Consider the following 24,285-nt stretch of genomic DNA (forward strand, 5'->3'; position numbering starts at 1 on the left):
TATGCAGTTTGAAAATGATATAAAGGCAGTAGATGCATTGCATCAGGCTTATAATAACATTAGAACCGAAATAGGGAAAGTTGTTATAGGTCAGGAAGAGGTGGTAAAATCTGTTTTGATTTCCATCTTCAGTAATGGTCATTGCTTACTGGTTGGCGTTCCAGGGCTTGCCAAAACATTGCTCGTTCAAACTGTTGCTGATGTAATGGATCTTAACTTTAACAGGATTCAATTTACTCCAGATCTAATGCCAAGCGATATTATTGGCGCGGAGATATTAGGCGAAGACAGAAACTTTAAATTCATAACCGGGCCTGTATTTTCAAATATAGTTCTTGCAGACGAAATCAATAGAACGCCGCCAAAAACTCAGGCAGCTCTTCTTGAGGCAATGCAAGAGAAGGCTGTCACAGCAGCCGGGCAAAGGCATGTATTACCAAATCCATTCTTTGTATTGGCTACTCAGAACCCTATTGAGCAAGAAGGCACCTATCCTTTACCTGAGGCTCAATTGGACCGATTCATGTTCAATGTTCTACTTAGCTATCCTACATTCGCTGATGAGCTTACAATAGTAAAGAATACGACCAGCAACAATGACATTAAGCTTAAAAAGATAATAGATGCCAAACAGATTCAGTATTTCCAAAAATTGGTGAGAAATATTCCTGTTGCGGACAATGTAATTGAATACGCCGTAAAGCTGGCAAGCAAAACCCGTCCTCATACAGCCTTGGCTACTGAGGATATTAATAAATACATAAGCTGGGGTGCAGGTCCAAGGGCCTCACAATTCCTTGTTATTGGAGCAAAATGCCATGCCGCTATATCAGGGAAGTATTCACCGGATATTGAGGATGTTCAGGCCGTTGCAGAAGCAATTTTACGACATCGCATTGTACGCAATTATAGAGCAGAGGCCGAAGGATTATCAATTGAACAGGTCATTAAAAACCTGTTTTAGGTTAATTGTCCTCCAATACCTTTTTATAAATATTTGGGTAATCGGTAACAACCCCATCTACGCCCAATCCTATTAGGTATTTCATATCTTTAATTGAATTTACTGTCCATGGTATGATCTTAACGCCCGCCTCATGGCAGCGCCCTACCAGTCCCTTACCTACTAACACGGAATATGGACTATAAACAGTTGGCTTAAAGCCAAGATCTGCTATGTTTACCTCAAAGTCTATCTTTTCATCAATTAACAGAGCTGTTTTTATTTTGGGATAATTTTCGTGCAGGTACTGAAGTGTTCTGACATCAAAAGATTGTATGGTTACCCGTTTTGTTAGTCTCTTTTTGATCACTATCTCCATAATCAGATCAACAAACTCCGCAGGTTCTGGATGGAACTCATTGTCCCCTTTGGGAATAGTTTTGGTCTCAATACTAAAATTAGGTTTTGGCAATTTTTTCTTTTTAGCATAACTCTCTACAGAATCTATTGTCTCTTCCAACAGTGGTTTATAAGCTTCGAACTTTTCCTGATATGGGAATCTGCTATGGACCTTACTTCCAACATCAAACTTTTTGATATCAGCATAATCCATTTTATACATATTATAGCTCTTTTGATTTTTGAGGGTTATCGGTTTTCCATCAGGGCTAGTACTAATTTCAAAATTAAAATAGGGCTCTTGAGAAAGTACTACCTTTTTATCTTTAGAAATCACCACATTCATATTTAGGGTATTAACTCCCAGGTCCAATGCCCTTAACATACCAGGGATTGTATTTTCGGGCATTATTCCCCGTGCTCCGCGGTTACCTTGCAGATCGAATTTCTGCGCAATTGTTTGAAGAGTGGTAATTAGTATTGCTACTGTTAGTATAATTTTTCTCATTTGCTTTACTGTATAAAAGAAAGGGCTTCTTAAATCAACTCTTTAAGAAACCCTTTCATGATAAATATGATTTATAAAATAACGCTTTCTCTTGCTACATGTTGTTAACGCTCTGCGGGTGCAAATACCATAGCAATTAGGTTCCAGTTAAAATCAGCCTGACGCTCATAAATAAACACATAGTTGAAACTCTCTCTTAGATCAGCTTTATAATCTACTGTTGCAACCCCATACGTATAAGCCAGGTCCCCACCATCGGCTTTATCCACCTTGGTAGTCTTCAAAAACACCTTACTCATCATGCTATTTAAAAATGCAATTGCTTTATCCTTACCAAGAATAGGCTCATAACCTGGAAACAATACTCTTGCATCCGGGTTTAAAAATCCTGCAAAAGCCGATACTCCATAAGATTTAAGTGTAGCATTTAAAGTCTTTTCTGTAGTAGCTATTATATTGGCTCCCGTTGCACGTTCCTTATCATTTAAAAACTTAGGTTTATGGAAATCTTTTGGTTCCACAAACTCTTCTTTCACTTTATTTAAGGGTTTATTGTGAGTTGTACCCAAATCTAAAGCAAGTTCCCATTTACCGTTAACAGCCTTCCATACAGAAAGGTACTGTCCGTATTGAGTTTCTTTTCCTGCTAAGGTAAAAGGTCCGGTAGTAAATCCCCAGTCTCCACTTCTTGATACTTTTGCATATACAGGTGTCCAACTTAAGTCTTTAGTATCATCCTCAGTCGCGTAAAATGTTTTGGCGTTTACAGGGTTCGGCCTGAAGACTAAGCCATCTGCTGCCGAATAGGTAGTAAAGGCAGTTTTGGCGCCATTTTTTGCCAGGTTCGTGGCAAAATCTTTCTCTGCTTTAACAAGTGATTTAGTGCTTCCATCTGATTTTTGAGCGTAAGCACCAATCGTCATGGATGCAACAGCAATTGTATAAAGAAATTTATTCATCATCGTTTTTAAATAGTTTCTGTGCTAAGATAAGGGTTGAGTAATTTTTTCCTTCAAAAAGTAATTAACAATTAAACAAAATTAGATTTTATTCCACGTTGTTCCATCTTTACTGTCTTTCAGTTGGATACCCATGCTTTGTAAACCCAATCGTATCTTGTCTGATGTAGCATAATCTTTATTCTCCTTAGCCCCTTTTCTTATGTCAATAACGAGATCAAGAACTGAGTTCAATTCAGTGTTTGAAGTCTCTTCGTCCTTCAATCCAAAAACATCAAAAACGAAATCATTCATGAGTTTTTTTAGTTTTTCCAGCTCAACCTCAGATATGTTGCCTTTTCCATCATGAACGGTATTAATAATACGTACTGCTTCAAATAATTCCGCAATAACAACCGGACTATTAAAATCATCGTTCATTGCTTTAACGCAATTGTTGAATATTGGTTCTATCTCAAAATCACTATTTGCTGAAGGAGTTAACTTCTCTAATAAATTCACTGCATTCATCAATCTTCTGAAACCCTTTTCAGAAGCATCCAAAGCTTCATTGGAAAAATCTAAAGTACTTCTGTAATGTGCCTGAAGGATGAAAAATTTAACCGTCATTGGGCTAAATCCTCTTTCAAGTAAAGGATGGCTTCCTGTGAACAGCTCCCCAGGTAAAAATCCATTGCCCGCACTTTTAGACATGCGTGTACCATTTACAGTAAGCATATTAGTGTGCATCCAATATTTTGCAGGTTGCTTATGACTGCACGCCTCCGATTGTGCAATTTCATTGGTATGATGAGTAGCTGCAAGGTCCATACCTCCACCATGAATATCAAATTCATCTCCTAGGTACTTCGCACTCATAGCCGAACATTCTATATGCCAGCCCGGAAAACCAACACCCCATGGGGATGCCCAACGCATAATCGTTTCGGGTTTAGCTTTAATCCATAATGCAAAATCTAACCTCCCATGCTTTTCGTCCTGCCCACCCAATTCTCTTGTGTTGGCAAGCATATCTTCCAGATTTCTGTTGGTTAATATGGTATAGTTATATTCCTCACTATATTTTTCTACATCGAAATAAACAGTCCCGTTTATCTCATAAGCATAGCCATTCTTTATGATCTCTTTAATCATTTCAATCTGCTCAATAATATGACCAGTTGCAGTAGGCTCTATACTTGGAGGTAGTGTATTAAACATCCTTAATACATCGTGGAAACCCAGGGTATATTTCTGAACAATTTCCATTGGTTCCAATTGTTCAAGCTTAGCTCTTTTAGCAAATTTATCATCCCCCTCATCTCTATCTCCTTCCAAATGGCCAGCATCGGTAATATTCCGTACGTAGCGTACCTTATAACCGCTGTATTTCAAATATCTGAATATTAGGTCGAAAGATATAAAAGTGCGACAGTTCCCTAAATGAACGTCACTATAAACAGTAGGGCCGCAAACATACATTCCTACATTAGGGGCATTAAGGGGTTCAAAAAGTTCTTTCTTACGTGATAAGGTATTATAGAGCTGTAAGCCTGTATTCATTTTGCAAATGTAAAAATTTTAGGGGTTTAATCTCAAATCGCTACGAACGGGAAAATGATCAGATAACTTAGCATCAATAATGCGGTAATTGATCACTTTAATATCTTTAGTTGTAGCAATATAGTCAATTTGAAAATTAGGAAATTTACCGTTATAAGTTCTTCCAAGGCCAGTACCTTGTTCTTTAAAGGTGTTATTTAATGATTTCGTAAGTTGCGTTACTGCATAAGATGCTGGGGTATCATTAAAATCACCTGCAATTAAGAAGGGGGTTTTACATGTTTCCATATGATCTTTCATAATATCAACCTGTCCGCTTCTCTTAACAAAAGCATTTTTAAGAAGTGTTAAAATCCGTTTCGAAGGCACAAGATCCGCGTCCATCTTTTGAGTAACCTTATCTATATAACTATAATCCTGCTTATCGAATGAAATGGACTGTAAGTGTACATTGTAAACCCGCAGTTTTTGCTTTTTAATCATTATATCAACAAAAATACTGGCATTGCCTCCAAAATTCTCTCCGAATACAATTATGCCTTTATCCTTTATAGGATATTTTGAAAATATAGCTAAACCGGTCGCCTCGTAATCGTTCGCTGAAGAAGGCACAAAGTAATAGTATGGGGTTTTTAATATTCTTTTTAGGCTATCAGTGATATCATAAGGACCTTTACGACGGGTAAAATATTCCTGAAAGCAAATAATGTCTGGATTTTCATTTCTTATAAGTTCCAGCATCTGTTGTTTCACCGATTCAATATTATCTAACCCATAAGGTTTAAAGCTATGAACATTATAGGTCATCATCCTTACATGCTCAGGTTTGTCTTTGGCTTGTTCACCTGATTTACCAAAGATCCCAATTGTTGCGGTTAAAGCCCCCCACCCTACAAAAATCAATACAATTGTTCCAATCGCAAAGGTCCATCGCTTTCTGATACACCACCAAACTATCATGAAAATATTGAAAAGAAGAATAAAAGGATATGCCAAACCAAAGAAAGGAATGTATTTATATTCACGCGGATCAAATCTACCCGCTAAAAAACCAAGCACTAAGGTAATTGCCAAAACAACAGCTGCCAGGCGAACTACTTTATCAATAAATGTTGGTTTATTTTTCTTCATTAATCTATACCCTTACCTCTTCTATACGCCCTTTTAATGTTTACTGGCTTTAAATAAAGTTTCCTTTTCTTCTTTTGTTAATTTATCATATCCCGACTTCGAAATTTTATCTAAAATCGAATCTATTTCTCTTTGATCAACCGATGATTCTTTTTTCTTAACAGATGGTTTAGCTCCATTATTTTTAACCACTCTTAACTTAGGTTTTTTCTTAAAGAGATTACTCCAATCTGTGCCGTTCTGAAGCACCTTAATATAGGTAAAACCTATAATCGCTCCTCCAATATGAGCAAAACTGCCGCCTGCATTCGCAGAAGTAGTTCCTATTAAATCTAACACGATGTATGCTATTGCCAGGTATTTCAATTTAACATCGCCAAATAACAACAACCTGATGCTATAATCAGGCACTAGCGTAGCTGTTGCCACAATAATAGCCATAACCGCTGCTGATGACCCAATTATAACCTGTCCGGAAATCCCACTAATAAATACTGGAAAGATGTTAAAAGCCAATGTAAACAATATAGCACCGGCAAAACCACCTGCTAAATACACAAAATGGAATTGACGAGGTTTCAGGAAATCCAAAAAGATTCTGCCAACCCAATACAACCACAACATGTTAAATAACAAATGGAGAAAACCTCCGTGAAAAAACTGATAGGTAAGGATAGTATAAAACCTTACAGGGAGCTTTGCTAATGAAGCTGGAAAACCAAAATACTCTCCTATTATTGCATCGAAATTAACGCCATTCCCCGAAAGAAAAAATGGCACATTTATGATCGCTACAACTACAAAAACAAACGTATTTATACCTATATATAAATACGAGGGATTGCCTGAGTGAAATACTTTGTTCTTTAAGTCCTGAAATACACTGTTATTCATAATATCTATAGAATCTATTATTGTCCTTATCTTTCCAAAGCTTAACTAAAATAAAGCCAATTAATGCCCCCCCCAAGTGAGCATAATGCGCAACTGAATCTCCTTGAACTCTTGCTACTCCCATACTTAGTTCAAAAAGAATATATACAGGGATAATGAACTTTGCTTTTATCGGAACTGGGATAAACAGAATATACAATTCTGTATTTGGGTAGAGCATACCAAAAGCTACCAGCAGACCAAATACCGCTCCAGAAGCACCAAGCATTGGTCCATTGTATATGCCTATAAGAGTTTGAACTTGTGCTTCGGTAAGATTCTGCAAGTGATAAAGCGCCTGACCTGGCATTGCTGTCCCTGCAATCTGATATACCTCAAATGCCTGTACAGCCCATTGAAGCGCCAATGCCCCGAGACCGGTTATCAAATAAAAATTAAGAAAACGCTTAGCTCCCCATCTTGATTCTAATACTCCTCCAAACATGTATAAAGCAAACATGTTAAAGAAAATATGCATGAATGTCCCGGGACTATGCATAAACATATAAGTAATCGGCTGCCAGATTTTAAAAAATGGAGAATCGAAATAAAATACAGAAAGCTTTTCTACTAGTAAATAACCACCCTGACTATCTTTAAACATAAAAGTTGCAGCAAAGAAAATTACATTGATAATCAACAGGTTCTTTACAACAGGTGGTATATGGATGTTATTCATTCTTTATTATTTATCAAATTTTTTATCAAGTTCTGTTAGCCCAATTGTTTGAATAACCGGCTTTCCACTTATGCTAAAGTTAGGAGTTTTACACGCAAAAAGCTGCTCAATAAGCATATTCATTTCTACTTGTCCTAATACTGTCCCACTTTTAATAGCACTGTTTCTAGCCATACTTCTGGCCAATGCATCTCTTTTATCCAGCTTCAATTCCTGTTGCGAATTTTTGAACCCTTCTATCAGATGTTCAAATAACTGAGTTTCATTTATATTACTACTTCCAAGATCAACAGGAATCCCTTCAATAACTAACGTATTTTTACCAAATTCTCTTACCTCAAAACCCAAACTTTTTATGTCATCAAGTAAACTCTTTGCCAACTCATAATCGTTAGGACTTAAAGTAACCGTTTGCGGGAATAAGCTTTGTTGTGATGCTCCTTTTCTATCTTCAAGATGCAAAATAAAACGTTCATACAAAACCCTTTCATGTGCCGACTGTTGATCTATTAACATAAGACCAGATTTAATCTGTGATATGATATAGCGGTTATGAAGCTGCATCAGTTGCTTCTGTACGGGAACAAGTTGATCATCGCCTTCATTACCAGGCAGATCGAGAGATGACTGATGAGCAGGATTATGATTTGCGATTTCATAAAGAGAGCCCCAATTTTTTGTACTTGTCGGCGTTTTACCACCTCCCGATCCGTAGCTTTTAGGAAAACTTGCATAAGAAGAATCCTGGCTATAGGATGAATCTCTTGCTGCCGGTTTATCTGCCGCAAAAGGGTTAAAATCTGGATTAAAGCTAATGCTCGGTGGTACTATCTCTTCGGGTGCTTTATGGGTTATCATACTGCTAAACCCGGTTTCCTGATCAAAATCAATGGTTGGGCTAATATTAAACCGCCCTAATGATCTTTTTACAGCAGAGTGCAGAATCGCATATATCGACTTTTCATCAAGGTATTTAATTTCTGTTTTTGTGGGGTGCACATTCACATCAATCTTTGAGGGATCAATGTCAATAAATAACACATACAAAGGGAAGTTATCATCTGGCAACAATTCTTCGTAGGCCCTGTTTACTGCATGATTAAGGTAGGCATCCTTAATAAACCTATTATTTACAAAAAAGAATTGCTCGCCACGTGTCTTTTTAGCAAACTCGGGTTTACCAATAAATCCTTTTAAGTTAATGATAGAGGTTTCCTCTTCAACAGGAATTAAGCGTTCATTGTAATTATTACCAAATAAATGGACTATTCTCTGTTTTAAAGCAGAAGCTGGCAGTCTATAAATTTCAATGCCATCATGATGAAGGCTAAAAGCAATACCAGGATTTGCCATCGCTACGCGCTGAAACTCGTCAATAATATGACGCATTTCTGCCGGATTACTTTTTAGGAAGTTTCTTCTGGCAGGTGTATTATAGAATAGGTTTTTTATACTGATGCTCGTTCCTTCAGGCGTAGCTACCGGCTCCTGCCTAATGAAAGTGGCCCCTTCAATCTCGATTAAAGTCCCTATTTCATCTTCATGCTTGCGGGTTTTCATTTCAACTTGGGCAATGGCAGCAATAGACGCCATTGCTTCCCCTCTGAAACCCATGGTCCTGATCGCAAAAAGATCCTCGGCTTTACGTACTTTTGAGGTAGCGTGGCGCTCAAAGCACATACGGGCATCAGTAACGCTCATCCCACACCCGTTATCTATAACTTGTATCAATGCCTTTCCGGCATCTTTAACAATCAATTGGATTTTATTAGCTCCCGCGTCTATAGCGTTCTCTAATAGCTCTTTTACTGCCGATGCCGGGCGCTGCACCACCTCTCCTGCTGCAATTTGATTGGCAACACTATCGGGTAAAAGTTTTATTATATCTGACATTTATATTCCTTGGTAAAGGTTGCTAATTTATGCAAAATAAGCCTCATATCGGCTCTTCTTTTCAGATAATTGATGAGCATTCACCAGATATTACCATAAAATTACCATTATATTTACATCGCGATACGCGCATCAAAAAGTTAAAAATTACGTTTGTAAGAACAAAACTACACTAAGGGAGAAATACACCTATGAGAAAAAATAACCTGGCAGGTATCATTGCAATTAGTTTCCTCGCCCTATTTACATTCACAGCCTGTGCTCAGGACCACAAACAAAACGAACAAACCCTCGCTATTTTAAATTCTATTGAAGGCAACATTACCCTCTTAAATAATCACGAAAATGTAATTCCCCTGCTAAATCTTGATAAAAAAAATATAGCATCTGTTAATCTGGGATTTACCAGTCAAACTATATTTGATAGCCTTTTAAATAAATACGCCAAAATTACATCATTCTCGTCTGCCAATTATCAAAATTCAGCCGCTTTAAACGACCTCGAAGATGATCTAAAATATTTCAATATCGTTATTATTTCTCTTCCGTCCACAGCAGCAAATGATGCCCGTAATATTAATTTTATTCAAAGTTTAAGCAGTAACAAACAGGTTATTATTTCTTTATTTGGAGATGGACGAGCCCTTTCTTCCTTTGATGCAATTAAATCCCCAATTGTGTGGACTGATCAAAGCACACCTTTAGCTGCCGCTATTACACCTCAGGTAATTTTTGGAGGAATCGGTGTCAACAAAAAGCTTACTACTAACTTCTCAGCCAAGTATACCGCAAATTCAGGATTCACTACGCTTCCAATCCGGTTAAAATATACACTTCCGGAAGATGCAGGCATAAATACTGATAACTTAAGAGAGATCGACAACATTGCCAATGAAGCTATTAATGCGCGGGCTACTCCGGGGCTTGTAGTACTGGTAGCTAAAAATGGGAAAGTGGTTTTCAATAGAGGCTACGGTACGCATACTTATGATGACAAAAGCCCCGATAAGGTTAGCGACATATTTGATCTGGCATCTATAACCAAAATTACCGCAACTACTCCAACTGTAATGCGTCTGTTTGAAGAAAAAAAGCTTAAGCTGGATACAAATATAGGAGCTTACATCCCTAAGGCCAGAACAACGCCAATGAACAATATCCAGGTAAGAGAGGTTATGCTTCATCAAGCTGGGTTCATTCCATATATTCCATTTCATGATGCCATCAAACCCACTGACCATAGTCCAGATTCTTCGGACGCCTATCCAACAAAAGTGGCCGACGGGTATTATGTAAGAAAGGATTATTTCAAAGACGTGATGTGGCCTAAAATGTTAAATGCCCCAATCAGAACCAGAGGCAAATATGTATACAGTGACATTAGCATGTATGTAATGAAGGATATTGTTGAGCGTATCAGCGGAAAACCGCTAAACGAATACGTTAGCGAGAATTTCTATCAACCACTTGGGATGCAAACTGCAGGTTTTTTACCACGAAACAGGTTCAGCAGAGATCAGATCATTCCAACAGAAAACGATACTTATTTTAGAAAAACTTTATTAGTAGGATACGTTCACGATCAGGGGGCGGCATTAGTTGGTGGCGTATCAGGACACGCCGGTTTATTTGCAAGTTCAAATGACATGGCCATTATGTATCAAATGCTGCTTAACAAAGGTACTTATGGGGGTCAGCAGTACTTTAAACCTGAAACAGTAGATATGTTTACTCAAAGGCAATCAGCCGTTAGCAGACGAGGATTAGGATTTGATAGATGGGATCCGGATTTGACAAAGAAATATCCTTCAGAACTTGCATCCTCACAAACTTACGGGCATACGGGTTACACTGGTACTTGTGTGTGGGTTGATCCATCAAGAGGCCTGGTTTACATATTTCTTTCAAACAGAGTAAACCCTTCTGTAACCGATAAATTAAGCACAATGAAAATCAGAGGAAGAATTGAGGATGCAATAATTAAGGCAGTTGACAAGGGCGTAAAATAGCCAACTAACCTTCTGAATTTCAAATAAATGTATAAATCACTACACAACTTTGTACATTTAAATACCACAGTTCATATAGAGGTGTTTTTTTCGTAAATTAGGTATAACCTAAAATCATATAGTTATGAAAAAAGTATCAATTATTGCGGTTCTGCTAATGCTTGTCGCAGTAGGCAGAGCCCAAACCCCGGACGATGCCATGATGAAAGCCTGGGAGGCCTACATGACACCAGGTGATGTACATAAAATGATGGCCAAAGATGATGGCACATGGGATGCAGAGGTAAGCATGTGGATGAGCCCCGATGCCCCGCCAGCAAAAAGTACAGGCTCTTGCACAAACACCATGATCATGGGTGGGCGTTATCAGCAATCATCGTTTAAAGGGACCATGATGGGGAAACCTTTTGAAGGGATGGGCCTTATGGGATATGACAATGCAAAAAAAACATTTGTAAGTTCCTGGGTTGATAACATGGGGACCGGCATTATGAATATGGAAGGAACATGGGATGACGCAACAAAATCTATTACACTTAAAGGCAAAACTGCTGATCCGATGACAGGTAAGGACCTTGATGTTCGTGAAGTATACAAAGTAATTGACGACAAAAACCATTTAATGGAAATGTATATGACCACTGATGGCAAGGAAATGAAAACCATGGAGATTAAATTTACCAGAAAATAAGAATCTAATCCGGGATATTTTTCACAATAAGGCCCAGTCTTGTAATCTTTCAAATCAAAACCGGGCCTTATTGTTGAATATCTAATTTATTTTTTTAATCCAATTTCCCTCAATCTTTCGTCAAGATACTCGCCCGCGGTCATATCATCATAAACCTTGGGATGCTCAGCATCTATGCAAGATTCCAGACTTGTTAAATCCATATCAGAACGAGGATGCAAAAAGAAAGGAACGGAAAAGCGTGAGGTCTTCATCAGCTCTCTTGGAGGATTTACAACCCTATGTGTTGTAGAACGAAGTTTATTGTTTGTTAACCTTTGCAGCATGTCTCCCACATTTACAACAACATCAGTATGGCCAGCTTTAATAGGCAGCCATTCATTACTGCGTGTTAACACCTCCAGACCATCTGCACTTGCCCCGATCAACAAAGTGATAAGGTTAATGTCTTCATGAGCACCTGCACGAACTGCATCATCCGGTAAAGCATCAGGATCCTGAATAGGGAAATAATGAATTCCTCTTAAAATTGAATTGCCATTATGAACATGCTTATCAAAATATTCGATTGGTAATCCCAGATAAGTAGCAATTGCACGCAACAAATGCTTACCATTACCCTCCAAACGCTGGTAGATTTCTCTTGTAACTTCATTAAATTCCGGGATCTCTTCTAGGTACTCATTATCCGGATATTGACTTTTAATAGGATCACCATCCATAACCTCCTGGCCAATTTGCCAGAACTCTTTTAAATCAGCTGTTTTAGCTCCTTTTGCAGTTTCTTTACCCGCGCTGGTATAACCTCGCTGACCAGCAAGTTCAACTCTTTCATATTTTTTCTTCTGCTCAACAGAAAGGCTAAACATTGATTGTATATTCTTATACAGCTTTTCGATTAATTCCTGACTTACTCCATGATTAGTGATGGTTACAAAACCAGAATCATTAAATGCCCTGCCCAGTTCGTCAGAGAATTTTTTACGCTGTTCTTCATTTCCATTGATGTATGAACCAAGGTCCAGACAAGGAATATAAGGTGTTGACATAGTGATTTATTTTTATGAGTAATAACAATCTAATTTAAGAAACAATTGTTAATAAACAGTAAAGGCACATCGGTAACATATATAACATCCTGCAAGTAACTAGGTTAAGTTATTCACAAGATCAAGGACAAAATAAGATTATCAGGTAATTGTAAACTTAGAATCAAATCAAATTAATTAAAAACTATGTACCTTCCTGCTACGTAATTTTACATGAAAGATGATTTTCAAAATTGTATTCAAATTATGAGAAATATATTAATTATAGCTATAATCCTTTTGTCGGCAGGCGGTGCAGATGCGCAGTCTAAAGGTCAGCAAAAAGCGACATTCGGCATGGGATGCTTCTGGTGTTCAGAAGCACTATTTCAGCGTTTAAATGGAGTTACAAATGTTAAATCAGGTTTTGAAGGAGGTAATGTCCCTAATCCATCCTACGAAGATGTATGTACCGGAGCAACTGGTCATGCAGAAGTAGTTGAGGTTACCTATGATCCTGCTAAAATAAAATACGATGAACTTCTTGAAGTATTTTGGAAAAGTCATGATCCAACAACCCTAAATCGTCAGGGTGCGGATGTTGGCACTCAATATCGCTCGGTTGTTTTTTATCACAATGAGGAACAAAAAGCGCTGGCAGAAAAATATAAAAAGGAATTGAATGACACCAAAGCCCTTGGTAAGCCAGTTGTAACAGCTATCAATAAGGCATCTACATTTTATGTAGCAGATGGATATCACCAGGATTATTTCAATAAAAATAGTAACCAGCCATACTGCCGCCTTGTAATTTTACCAAAAATGGAAAAACTCGAAAAGGTATTTAAAGCGAAGCTTAAACATTAAAAAGCTTTTCTAATAATTTGAGGATAGTGTCCAAAAAGGTAAAGTCGTCATTCTGACCACGAAATAGCTGCGAAGCAAAAATTACCAATGACAGATTATTTAAAGCGTTCGTCATCTCTCACGATGTTCGAGATGACGATGTGTGCAATCCTTTGTAATACTATATTCCAATTTTAAGTCCAACGTTTAACCCTAATCCACCAATGTTAATATACGAACGTAAATCATCTGAAGGTTTAGTAGGATCATAATTAGGTTGCCCTTTTACGTTCATTGTAGAATTAATGGTTTTATGATAATTAACCTCTCTATCTCCTTTTGGCTGATCCTCTAGCGTCAGTTGTTTTGACCCTGCCGGAGTGTTTGTAGCATTAACAACTACAGTTGCTGTTCCATCGTAACTTCTAAGTTCTTTATCTTTACCGCCAACCGAAATATTACGATACTCTATTTCTGAAAATAAACTTATATTATTTCCAATCTTGTAATCAAATCCTAAAGCGCTTTGAAATCCTATTGTTGGTTTTGGATTGATTCGCTCTTCTCTTGCCAGAACAAGAGTTGTACGAGTACCCGGAGGAGACACTGTTCCCTGAGAAGCTGCAATCTGACCAGTTTGATCATTAACTGAAGTATTGATTTGCAAATATCCTCCAACCGGAACTATCACCCCAATTTTACTGTATGGCTGGAATTTCCCTGTATTCGGAATTCGGAAAACTAATGCTGGTGTTACATCAAATGCTTTTACTTTACCCACAGCATGTAGACTTAACACGTTTGTTCCGTTATTTATTACAGTTTGTCTCAGCATATCCTGCTCTTCACTCTTAAAATAATTAACTCCCACTTCCAATCCAATAATCTTATTAAACTGATAACCGCCAACCAGGCCTACCCTAAAACCTTGTCCAAAAGACCCTGTCAATGCTGTTTCTGAAGTTGTTGTGGTTGCACTTGCACCAGTCCCTGTAATGGTTGTTGTTTTATCTCTTGCTAATTGGCCATTTATTGCCGGAAACTCAACAGGAGTTACCTTCATAAAATAGCTACCGGTCGGTTTAATGTAAAAGCCTTTTTCTTGTGCTAATAAAGACAGAGAGGCAGTGGCTAGTAATACTGCTGATAGAATTAACTTTTTCATATTTGATTAGATTTGGTATGCGCATGCACGCTTTTTTATCTATGCATGCATAATAATTAACGTATGAAACCAGAAAAAAGTTTGTTATCATTTTAAAGTCATAAGCTTTAGTATTTTTTTTTGTTTTGACTAACGTAACTACATTTGCTAACACTGTTATTTTTAAAGCTTGCGTTAGAGCTAAAAATAAGTGCTAAACGATAAAAAAATAAACTAAGATTTTCAATATGAGCTTAATAGAAGCCTTAAACTGGCGATATGCCACAAAAAAAATGAACGGTGAAAAAGTTTCACAAGATAAAGTTGATCAGATTCTTACCGCTGCACACTTAGCACCAACGTCATCAGGTTTACAACCATTTAAAATTATAGTTGTTACCAATCCTGAACTCAAAGAAAAAATTAAGGCTGTGGCTTATGGACAGTCTCAGATTACTGATTGCTCTCACTTATTAATCTTTGCAGCCTGGGATAACTATACCGAAGAACGTATCAAAGCGGTTTTTAATCGGACAAACAATGAACGCGGACTACCAGAATCAGCAACAGCAGATTATGTAAATAATTTGGTTGGCATTTATACAGCAAAAACTGAAGAAGAAAACTTCCACCATGCAGCTAAACAATCTTATATTGGCTTTGGAGTTGCATTAACAGAAGCTGCTATATTAAACGTGGATGCTACCCCAATGGAGGGTTTTGATCCGGCAAAAGTTGATGAATTATTAGGTTTAAGAGAACAAGGATTGCGTAGTACAACTTTACTACCATTAGGATACAGAGATGCAGCCGGCGATTGGTTGGTAAACCTTAAAAAGGTTCGCACCCCTTTACAAGATTTTGTAATTGAATTCAAATAACATAGAAGTTGCTGAATTAGATTCAGCGTAACAAAAAAATTAAGAAGATCCTGGAACCATATTCAGGGTCTTTTTTTTGTTTTAATACCCGGCATTAAATAGCAATGATATGTCAAAATATGTTAAAGATGCATTGTAACTAACCTATTCAATTCATAAATGAATATATTAGCATGATTAACAGCATACCATTTTGATGAGATTCGTAAAATTTGTAATTGCCCTAATATTATTTTCAACTGTATTGCAGCTTTCTTCATATGCACAGCAAGACAGTATTGTTTTAGATAACATAATGAACAAATCAAAAAAACTTGCGGAAGAACGTCCGACAGAAAGAGTTTATGTTCATTTCGATAAACCTTACTATAGCGTAGCTGATACGATATGGTTTAAAACGTATTTAACAATGGAACAAAATCTTCCTTCCATACTAAGTAAAATCGTTTATGTTGATGTAATAAACAGTAGTGATTCTTTAGTGCAAACCATAAAACTACCCGTTGTAAAAGGCGTGGCCGCAGGGAATATACCCCTTACCCCTGGTACTTATAAACAAGGAAACTATTATATAAAAGCATATACTTTATGGATGCTAAACTTTGGAGAAGACTTTTTCTTTAGCAAAACCATCCCTGTGGGCGAGGCAATTGATAAACAATTGATTACTCATTTTAGCTATAAAACTATTCAAACGGATAAAAACCAAAACATTGAAGCTATAGTCCAATTCAAAAACAGTGAGAACATTGCTCAGGCAAATAAAACAGTAAACTGGAGGGTGACTTCCAATTTTGATGTAGTTAGTAAAGGCAAAGGTACTACCGACCAGAATGGAATATTAAGGATTAAGGTTGATTCCCGTAAGGAACCCATTACAAGTGGTGAACTTATAACCGACATGACTTTAAGCGAAACGAATATAGTTACTTCGAACTTCAAGCTTAAACCTGCTAAAAGTGCCAATGATGTTCAATTTTTCCCGGAGGGCGGAGATTTAATTAGCGGTGTAGCAACAAGAATTTCTTTTAAGGCCATCAGCGGGTCAGGACTCGGCATTGAATTAAAAGGTACAATTACTGACAATGGAGGCAATACGCTCACCAATTTTACTTCAAGCCATTTAGGTATGGGCTCCTTTTATCTGAATGCAGAGAATAATAAAGTCTATACCGCAAATATTACGTTTAAAGACGGTACCACTAAGAGCGTCGAATTACCAAAGCCAGTGGCCTCCGGCATTACACTCCAGGTAACCAATACAGACCCGTTAGCTTTAGGCATTAAAATATTTGCCAATGAAGCCTATTTTGAAGCGAACAAAGGAAAAATGGTATTCATTGTAGGATCCAATGGTGGAATTGTTTATTACGCAGCAAAAACCAAGTTAAATAGCCTGGTTACAAATGCCAAAATTCCGAAAGATAAATTCCCGGCAGGCATCACTCAAATTACTCTTTTCTCTGAAGCGGGTGATCCTGTGAGTGAAAGATTGGCATTCAACTATCCAAAAAGCACCATAAATGTATCTTTAAAAACTGATCTGGCAGCCTATAAGCCTAGACAAAAGGTCAAAATGACAGTTACAGCAAAGAACGGTGCAGTACCTATTGAAGGAAATTATTCTATCTCTGTTACGGACGACCAAAAAGTTCCTGTTAGTGAAGATAATGAAATAACTATTTTAAGTTCCTTATTACTAACTTCTGATTTAAAAGGTTACGTTGAAAAGCCAAACTATTATTTCAATAAACCCGATGAAAAAAAGATCAGTGATCTGGATGTACTTATGCTTACACAAGGTTACCGCCGTTTTAATTTTAAAGATATTATGACCGGGCCATTCCAACCGCTTACTTTATTGCCTGAACAAGATATGAGAATCACAGGTACATTGAGAGATCGTACAGGTATGCCGGTTAGAAAAGGCGCATTAAGATTAACTGTTACAGGAAGCAAATATTCTGCAGAGGCATTAACCAATAACACGGGTGTATTTGCGTTCCCTAACCTTAACATTCCAGATTCATCAGAAGTAGTAATAAATGCAAAATATAACGCCAATGGCTCAAGCTTAATGATATTGCTTGATGGTCAAATGGCCCCCCCTGTTTCCAAAAACCCTAAACAAATTGACGAGATTGTTAATATAGACAGCGCATTAGCGCCTTATTTAAACAACAGTAAAAAACAATATAGCTACCTCCGTACACTTAAAGAGGTAAAAATTGAAGGCGCTAAGGCCAAAAGACCAAGCCACGCAGATTATCCATCTTTATCCGGATTGAGCAATATTACCGGAACAACAATAGATGGCGATCGTTTCCAAGGATGTAACACATTCGCACTATGTTTGCAAACTCAGGCAATGGGCTTAACTTTCTTTGAGAATAATTTCTACGTAACCAGAGATTATAATCAAGGGAACAAAACACCAGTTCAGATTTTCATCAATGGTACACCTAGCGATTATTTTGCATTAACCGCAGTTCAATCTTCAGAAGTTGAATCCGTAGAGATATTTCCAAGGGATGAATTAGGTACTGTAAACAGACTTTACGGCACCAATGGAGTACTAGTGGTGAACATGAAAAAAGCTCCTAAAGGAACAAAAATGAGTTTAGCAGAATTTAAAAAACTTATGCCCGAGGCCAACCTGTTAAAGTTTAGCCCCAAAGGATTTAGTGCGCAAAGAGAGTTCTATTCACCTAAATATGTAAATGCAGCCAGCACCTATAATTTTAATGATTTACGTAGCACGATTTACTGGAACCCTAAAGTAATTACGGATACAACAGGTGTATTATCGTTAGATTATTATAATGGTGATGGAAATGGCACTTATAGGGCTGTAATTGAAGGGGTAGACAAAGACGGAAATATATCCCGCTCCATCTACCGCTATACGGTTAAATAGTTAGGGTTATTCCCCGTTATTTTCTGTCTCTTCGTGTTCGCATTTGATACCGGCATCGGTCATTTTCCAAATGGTGAACTCACTGTTTGAATCATGATTGCAATCCCAATAGCCATAGCCGTCCAGATAACGGCTAAAGTCTTTGCTTATATTTAACCTGGTTCCAACAGGAACTTTTAATGTAAGCTCAACCTCTTGTCCGCGCCAATTCCCTGCTTTAACAAATTGCAACATTGGGCTAAAGGTTAGTAAAGAATCATGCTGCAGGAAATCGTAATGGATATTCTGCGCATTTTTTAATGCCATTTCAAAAGTCTTACCCCTCGCTTTATAATACTGGCTTAAAGAGGGCTTTCCATTTTCACTTCTCTCAATATTTAACCTGATGTTTCTTGGCGCATCAAAGTTATGGTCAAGATCAGTTAAAATTCTGCGCCCATTGTAATTTCCAGGATCAATGCTGTAACGTAAACTGTCTTCTTTTGTGAAGAATCTTGTTCTATCAATATTTAACGTATATGTCTGATATGGTTTCACGTCACTCACTTGTGTAAATTCGGCACCTTCTTTAAACTCCGATCCAATTTTAACCACATAAAATGAAGTCACTGCCACACCTGCAAGCCAGATAATTAACAATCCAAATGACAGTGACTTGTTAACTGGTCTGCTGTTAAAAGCTACCCTAATAGAAAAAAGTACAAGAGCCAGAACCGGAATCATAAAAACCAAAAAGGCAGCAATGGCCGATGCAGTTATATACTGATGATTTATGATGTTGAGCGGAAACATCTGATAAACATTTGAATCCCACATACCTAATAAAGCTGCTAGGGCTACAATAAGGAATAAAATAATTAATGATCCAAAAGCAATAATACCAGCAGCGATAATTTTGAATATAACCTTACCGGTTCCATTAATAAAATTACCCAAAACATCAAGGAATTCAGCTATAAAGCCTCTAGACTGATGCACCAAGGGTTGCAGATAACTATTAGCAAAACCTTTTAAGTTTGCCTCCTCGCCCCTCATTGTCATTTTTTCAGCTTTTGTAACAGCTCTCGGTATCATAATCCACAATACAACGTAAGCTAGTATTCCAGATCCGCCCAGAAAAATTGTAGCAATCGCAATTAGTCTAACTAAGCGTGATTCTACATCCAGATAGTGGCTTAAACCCGAACATACACCGGCAATCATAGCCTGGTCAGTATCTCGATAAAGTTTTTTCACACTAAAATGAGGAGGGGCAACGTACTCTTGACTTTCCTCTTCTTCTTCCGACGACTCAAAATCTTTAACTGAACCCATCTGGGCAGTAACTACCTGAACGTCCTGAATATTAATCACCTGCCTTTGCTGATTGGTCAATATTTCTGCAAACATCTCTGCAATTCTATTTTCAATATCAGTTACAATTTCAAAATCATCGGCATTCTTTGCAAAATGCTGTTTTACTTCATTTAAGTAAACCGTAAGCATTTCATAGGCATCCTCTTCTATATGAATGATGGAATTGCCAATATTTATGTTGAGTGTCTTCTTCATTACTTGTTAATATTTATTTGGTCGTTGGTATCATTATCTGCAACTTTCTTTGAAGTATTTATTGCGTACGACAGTTCCTGCCACGTAGCGTCAAGTTGGCTAAGTATAGATTTACCTTTTTCTGTAAGCAAATAGTATTTTCTGGGTGGACCAGAGGTAGATTCTACCCAATTATAGCTCAACAGGCCATTGTTTTTTAAGCGGGTCAGCAAAGGGTACAATGTCCCCTCAACAACAAGCAATCTTGCTGATTTCAACTCAGCTATAATATCCGAGGCGTAAATTTCACCTCTGGATATGATAAGAAGCACACAGTATTCCAGTATGCCCTTTCGCATTTGCGTTTGCGTATTTTCTGCTATCATAATACAAAGTTATATGTTTTATACAGTAATATGCAATACATAGTACTGTATAAAATAAAATACAGATGTATATTACTGATTTACAGACAAATAATTTTACGTAAAAGAGAAGGGTATCCCCGGAAACCTGGGAAGATGAGTAGAGATATCAACGAAAAATCAAAGTTATTAACATTTTAACCTCTGAGCGCTAATTTGGCTCACAGTTTGCAACAATCAATACATCTACTTGAAAATCATCTATCTATGTTAACAAAAACTTTTTCCTTACTTAATATATTCGCCAGGCGAAAAGAGGAGGCACCACCTAAAGAATTGACCAGAAAACAATGGATAGCTGCCGATCGAATTGTAATGATCGTTCTATTTCTTAGTGTGATTATTGGAGCAATTATTTTCTCTTAATTTACAACAGCAGCGTATCTATTCTGTGAGCCTGTACCCTATCCTGATATTCGGACCAGGTATAAATGGTAAAATGTCCATCCTGAGAAGCCACTAATGCTGTAGCATCTCGCTGATCATGAACGAATTGAGCAGCCGAAAGATGCCTGGTTCCGCCTACCTTAGAAGGATGAATTACTACAGCATCACCACCGGTTATCGGTTCTGAAAAAGAAATCTCATCAACATTATCCTTTCCTTTTGCCCGTCCTATTTTTGCTCCAAAAGCCAAAAGCTCATATTGATTGCTGATAACAGTTGCCCCATCCACTGCTGTTAAACCGGCAAGATGTTCTACCTCTCTTTTTAATGCAGTTTGCCAGAAAATTTGACTGGCCTCTTTACGATCTTGTTGCAACAATTTGGAAAGACCTGTAAAAGATGGCTGCACATAGTATTGAATAGGTTTGATAATCGATTGCAACCAATTACTGGTTTCCCCTGGCACCACCAGCAAAGTTCCTCCTCTTCCGTGTGCCCTCATAGAAACAGCAAGCTGGATTAGCACATTAACAGAATCGTTCCAATAAGAGGGCGCGGTAAGATCAAGCAACGATAAAAGCATTGGCGGACAATCCGGCACACTTGTACTTTGCCCGTCAACCATTTTGACTTGGTCACCTTTAAGCACTGCAATGTTCGTAAATTTTCCAAACCCATAAATCCTTCTATGCTTAATTACAAGCAATGCAGGTTCAGAAACATCAAGTACAAAACAAAAATTAGGAATACTAACGGTAGTTCCCCAAATGTAAAGTGCTCCATCCTCTTCCCACACGCCAAGATGTATCCCCGCACGCTCTATGCCTGGTGCCAGCTTAGTCAAAGTACCAGGGTTTAAAGGCAATCTATTTTTAAATAATAATGGGTTGCCCGCTTGCTGCGGAGGTAAAAATGCCAATGATATTTTTGGAGAGTGTCCTTCTTCTTTACGTAAACTTGCCCAAAAGGTGGCATCAATTATAGCTTCAACTATATCTGCTGTAGGTAAAGGTGCGAGATCGTCCTCTCCGCTATCTCTGGCAGCAGCAAGATGCGCGGCAAAAATAGTCTCAACTTTAGGGGCAATAATCCGTGCTGCCTGATAGGTAGATTGATAGATCATGCCATAAAGTTAAGGTATTGGATTTATTTAATTGTATATCTAATGCCAAAAAATCCCCTTACTCCTTGATTCGGACCGTAAACATAACTTGGATCAAAAGTAAGCCCATATGGGTTATCAGCAGTAGCCATTACCTGTCCGTTTTTGTCGAGCTCCACATGTTTATCAAAGGGATCATTAGCTCTCGCAATTATGAAAGGATTGCCTTTGTTTGGAGTCCAGTTTAATAGATTTTTTATTCCACCATATAGCTCAAATCTATTTAATCCACTAAACGTGAATTGAATATTTTGTATGCTCCAGACTGGTGAAAACTCTTTCCTTGGATCAAGGTCACTTAGCAATGGTAAACGCATAGGGCTGTAAATATTGCCTGTGTAGTCAATAGCAAGATTAAATGGTTTGATTTTGTATGAAATTGCCCAGTTTCCTGAAAATTTTTCTGTAAGAATTTGTTGCTTCTTAATTCCATGTTCAAAACTGGCAACATCCTGATAAGTTGCCCCAACGATAACCTTCAGTCCATTGTTAAAAGCCACATCAACATTAGCACTTAATCCTTTACTTACGGCATAACCATCTAAATTATCATAAATAATCTTATTAGGATCTGTATCAAAATCGCCTATAATTCTATTGTTAAAATAGGTATAAAATGCCGAGCCTTCAAGACCTAAAAAAGTCCCATTATCTGTGTATATTTTCTTTAAATAATTAAGATTTACATTATATGTTTTTTCGGGTTTAAGCTCATTAGGAATCTCTACAGTTCTGGCGCCTGTTAAGGCAGCATGATCTTCAGTAAAGATGTTTACTACTCTAAAGCCGGTCCCTGCATTTAATCTAAGAATATTATTATCATTTATGTTCCATTTATAAGCAACTCTGGGTGTAAAAATATTTCCATGAACAGAATTATAGTCATACCTAAATCCTGCAAGAAATTTATGCTTTGCGCTTAGTGTTATTTCATCCTGAATAAAGATTCCCGGGAGCCAGGTGTTTTTTGCAATCTCCTGGTTAAGGCCAGTAGTTGCTGCAGTATTATCATCATAAAAAGTATATCTTAAAGCTGTTCCAAGCAAAAGATCATGATTGTGAATCTTCTTATCCCAGGTGAGTTGGATAAACCCTATTTTCTGCTCAGCAATATAAGATGTTGTTCCATATCTGCTATCCTGATTATGTTCATTGTATGAAAAAGCCAGAAATATCTTCTCTTTTACCGGCAACTGATAATTTCCAATTAATTCCCAGCGTTTGGTATAAATGCTTTCACCATAGACCTGATCTCCACCCCTAAATGACTTATTCCATTGCATTTCTCCTCCCCACCTGTCTTCATACATATACCTTGCGCCTAGCGTAAATATTCGTTTGTTTTTCCTTTCAAAAGTCCATTTCTGGAATACAGAGATACGATCCTGAAGCGTCACATCTGTGAAATTATCATGATTGTGATCTACCGGATTGCCATATTTAAAATAATTCACCCCTGTTAATGCGATGGCTCTTTTACCGAGGTTAAATTTAAATCCAAGATCAGCATTGTATTCCTGATAATCGGTGGCAAAAAAATCTGCTGAGAGCAGCGGTGCATTTTCAGGCTTTTTAGTAATGATGTTGATTAAGCCTCCAACTGCCTCACTACCATACAAAGACGATGCAGGCCCTTTAACAATTTCAATCTGTTCTACCAGTGAATTCGGAATTCCTGAAAGTCCATAAACAGTCGAAAGACTACTTACTATTGGCATACCATCAATTAAGATCATAGTATAAGGCCCTTCAAGACCATTAATATGAATATCTCCGGTATTACAAATATTGCAGTTTAGCTGTGGCCTTACTCCATTTACGTTCTGAAGCGCCTCAAAAATACTTGGAGTTGGATTCTTTTTAAAGTACCCCGGCGTATAAACCTCTACCGGAACCGGACTCTCCAATCTCTTTACTTCCTTTAAAGTTCCTGTAACTACAACCTCATCTAAATCATTTTGAAGGTTGCTAAGATCAAAATTTAAAACTGATGACTCCTCATTCTTTAATGTAACGGCTTTAACCATTTTTCTAAACCCTATTGCCGATGCCTGAACCCTATAAGTACCCGATTTAACCTTACTAAGTGTATAATTCCCCATACTATCAGTTTGAGTGATTAGTTGAGTCCCCTCAATTCTAATATTTACGAGAGCTAAGGGCAGCTCTTCAGAAATAATTTTACCCCTAATGCTTCCGGTTTGCCCCATGGCATTCATAACAAACAACATAGAAAGAACTGAAAGTAAAGTTTTGCTAAACATATTTTTATATTAAT

Annotated in this window: 20 protein-coding genes; 7 read left to right on the plus strand and 13 right to left on the minus strand. The window is 37.5% G+C overall.

Features of this window, described 5'->3' with window-relative positions:
- Position 1 precedes the first annotated feature (1 nt).
- Positions 2-964 carry a MoxR family ATPase gene (locus tag N824_RS23290; protein ID WP_048907508.1) on the plus strand — a complete coding sequence of 321 codons (963 nt, stop codon included), beginning with the start codon at positions 2-4 and terminating at the stop codon, positions 962-964.
- Position 965: 1 nt separating this feature from the next.
- On the opposite strand, the gene N824_RS23295 is transcribed toward N824_RS23290, so the two are convergent.
- The 7 genes from N824_RS23295 to mutL form a co-directional block, all read right to left on the minus strand.
- On the minus strand, positions 966-1,850 hold the full coding sequence (locus N824_RS23295; RefSeq protein ID WP_048907509.1) for a glycerophosphodiester phosphodiesterase family protein: 885 nt from the start codon (positions 1,848-1,850) through the stop codon (positions 966-968).
- Between the two features lie 104 nt (positions 1,851-1,954).
- Entirely contained in the window at positions 1,955-2,812 is an 858-nt protein-coding gene (locus N824_RS23300) for a DUF4440 domain-containing protein (RefSeq protein WP_048907510.1), read from the minus strand.
- Positions 2,813-2,890: 78 nt separating this feature from the next.
- Positions 2,891-4,351 carry a cysteine--tRNA ligase gene (gene cysS / locus N824_RS23305; RefSeq protein WP_048907511.1) on the minus strand — a complete coding sequence of 487 codons (1,461 nt, stop codon included), beginning with the start codon at positions 4,349-4,351 and terminating at the stop codon, positions 2,891-2,893.
- Positions 4,352-4,369: 18 nt separating this feature from the next.
- Positions 4,370-5,482 carry an endonuclease/exonuclease/phosphatase family protein gene (locus N824_RS23310; RefSeq protein ID WP_048907512.1) on the minus strand — a complete coding sequence of 371 codons (1,113 nt, stop codon included), beginning with the start codon at positions 5,480-5,482 and terminating at the stop codon, positions 4,370-4,372.
- A gap of 33 nt (positions 5,483-5,515) precedes the next feature.
- Positions 5,516-6,376, minus strand: coding sequence for a rhomboid family intramembrane serine protease (locus N824_RS23315; protein WP_048907513.1), 861 nt, complete (start codon positions 6,374-6,376; stop codon positions 5,516-5,518).
- Positions 6,369-7,094: a rhomboid family intramembrane serine protease gene (locus N824_RS23320; RefSeq protein WP_048907514.1), complete on the minus strand. Its 726-nt coding sequence runs from the start codon at positions 7,092-7,094 to the stop codon at positions 6,369-6,371. Before N824_RS23320 ends, N824_RS23315 begins: the two co-directional genes overlap by 8 nt.
- Positions 7,095-7,100: 6 nt before the next feature.
- Entirely contained in the window at positions 7,101-8,987 is a 1,887-nt protein-coding gene (gene mutL, locus N824_RS23325; RefSeq protein WP_048907515.1) for a DNA mismatch repair endonuclease MutL, read from the minus strand.
- 191 nt (positions 8,988-9,178) lie between these two features.
- On the opposite strand from mutL, the gene N824_RS23330 reads away from it, so the two are divergent.
- On the plus strand, positions 9,179-10,996 hold the full coding sequence (locus tag N824_RS23330; RefSeq protein WP_048907516.1) for a serine hydrolase: 1,818 nt from the start codon (positions 9,179-9,181) through the stop codon (positions 10,994-10,996).
- A gap of 124 nt (positions 10,997-11,120) precedes the next feature.
- A complete protein-coding gene (locus N824_RS23335; RefSeq protein ID WP_048907517.1) occupies positions 11,121-11,687 on the plus strand; it encodes a DUF1579 domain-containing protein in 567 nt (188 codons plus the stop codon).
- Between the two features lie 86 nt (positions 11,688-11,773).
- Here N824_RS23335 and N824_RS23340 read toward each other — a convergent pair whose 3' ends face one another.
- On the minus strand, positions 11,774-12,736 hold the full coding sequence (locus N824_RS23340; protein ID WP_048907518.1) for an isopenicillin N synthase family oxygenase: 963 nt from the start codon (positions 12,734-12,736) through the stop codon (positions 11,774-11,776).
- 246 nt (positions 12,737-12,982) lie between these two features.
- On the opposite strand from N824_RS23340, the gene msrA reads away from it, so the two are divergent.
- Positions 12,983-13,582 carry a peptide-methionine (S)-S-oxide reductase MsrA gene (msrA, locus tag N824_RS23345; protein ID WP_084498427.1) on the plus strand — a complete coding sequence of 200 codons (600 nt, stop codon included), beginning with the start codon at positions 12,983-12,985 and terminating at the stop codon, positions 13,580-13,582.
- Between the two features lie 160 nt (positions 13,583-13,742).
- Here the strand turns inward: msrA and N824_RS23350 are convergent, their stop codons facing one another.
- Positions 13,743-14,726, minus strand: coding sequence for an outer membrane beta-barrel protein (locus N824_RS23350; protein ID WP_048907519.1), 984 nt, complete (start codon positions 14,724-14,726; stop codon positions 13,743-13,745).
- Positions 14,727-14,953: 227 nt separating this feature from the next.
- On the opposite strand from N824_RS23350, the gene N824_RS23355 reads away from it, so the two are divergent.
- Both N824_RS23355 and N824_RS23360 read left to right on the plus strand, forming a co-directional pair.
- A complete protein-coding gene (locus tag N824_RS23355) occupies positions 14,954-15,586 on the plus strand; it encodes an NAD(P)H-dependent oxidoreductase (RefSeq protein ID WP_048907520.1) in 633 nt (210 codons plus the stop codon).
- A 196-nt stretch (positions 15,587-15,782) separates the two neighbouring features.
- Complete coding sequence (locus tag N824_RS23360) at positions 15,783-18,503, plus strand: carboxypeptidase-like regulatory domain-containing protein (RefSeq protein WP_048907521.1); 2,721 nt, start codon at positions 15,783-15,785, stop codon at positions 18,501-18,503.
- A 6-nt stretch (positions 18,504-18,509) separates the two neighbouring features.
- Here the strand turns inward: N824_RS23360 and N824_RS23365 are convergent, their stop codons facing one another.
- Both N824_RS23365 and N824_RS23370 read right to left on the minus strand, forming a co-directional pair.
- On the minus strand, positions 18,510-20,054 hold the full coding sequence (locus tag N824_RS23365) for a PspC domain-containing protein (RefSeq protein ID WP_048907522.1): 1,545 nt from the start codon (positions 20,052-20,054) through the stop codon (positions 18,510-18,512).
- Positions 20,054-20,419, minus strand: coding sequence for a PadR family transcriptional regulator (locus N824_RS23370; protein WP_048907523.1), 366 nt, complete (start codon positions 20,417-20,419; stop codon positions 20,054-20,056). The genes N824_RS23365 and N824_RS23370 overlap by 1 nt, the downstream gene beginning before the upstream one ends.
- Before the next feature lie 246 nt (positions 20,420-20,665).
- Here N824_RS23370 and N824_RS33885 point away from each other — a divergent pair, with 246 nt between their 5' ends.
- Positions 20,666-20,824 (plus strand): hypothetical protein, encoded by a 159-nt coding sequence (locus N824_RS33885; RefSeq protein ID WP_200869927.1) that lies wholly within the window; start codon positions 20,666-20,668, stop codon positions 20,822-20,824.
- A gap of 1 nt (position 20,825) precedes the next feature.
- Here the strand turns inward: N824_RS33885 and N824_RS23375 are convergent, their stop codons facing one another.
- Positions 20,826-21,968 carry a putative sensor domain DACNV-containing protein gene (locus N824_RS23375; RefSeq protein ID WP_048907524.1) on the minus strand — a complete coding sequence of 381 codons (1,143 nt, stop codon included), beginning with the start codon at positions 21,966-21,968 and terminating at the stop codon, positions 20,826-20,828.
- A 23-nt stretch (positions 21,969-21,991) separates the two neighbouring features.
- Positions 21,992-24,271: a TonB-dependent receptor gene (locus tag N824_RS23380; RefSeq protein ID WP_084498428.1), complete on the minus strand. Its 2,280-nt coding sequence runs from the start codon at positions 24,269-24,271 to the stop codon at positions 21,992-21,994.
- Positions 24,272-24,285: the final 14 nt, after the last annotated feature.

The sequence above is a fragment of the Pedobacter sp. V48 genome (assembly GCF_000523515.1).
Taxonomy (GTDB): domain Bacteria; phylum Bacteroidota; class Bacteroidia; order Sphingobacteriales; family Sphingobacteriaceae; genus Pedobacter.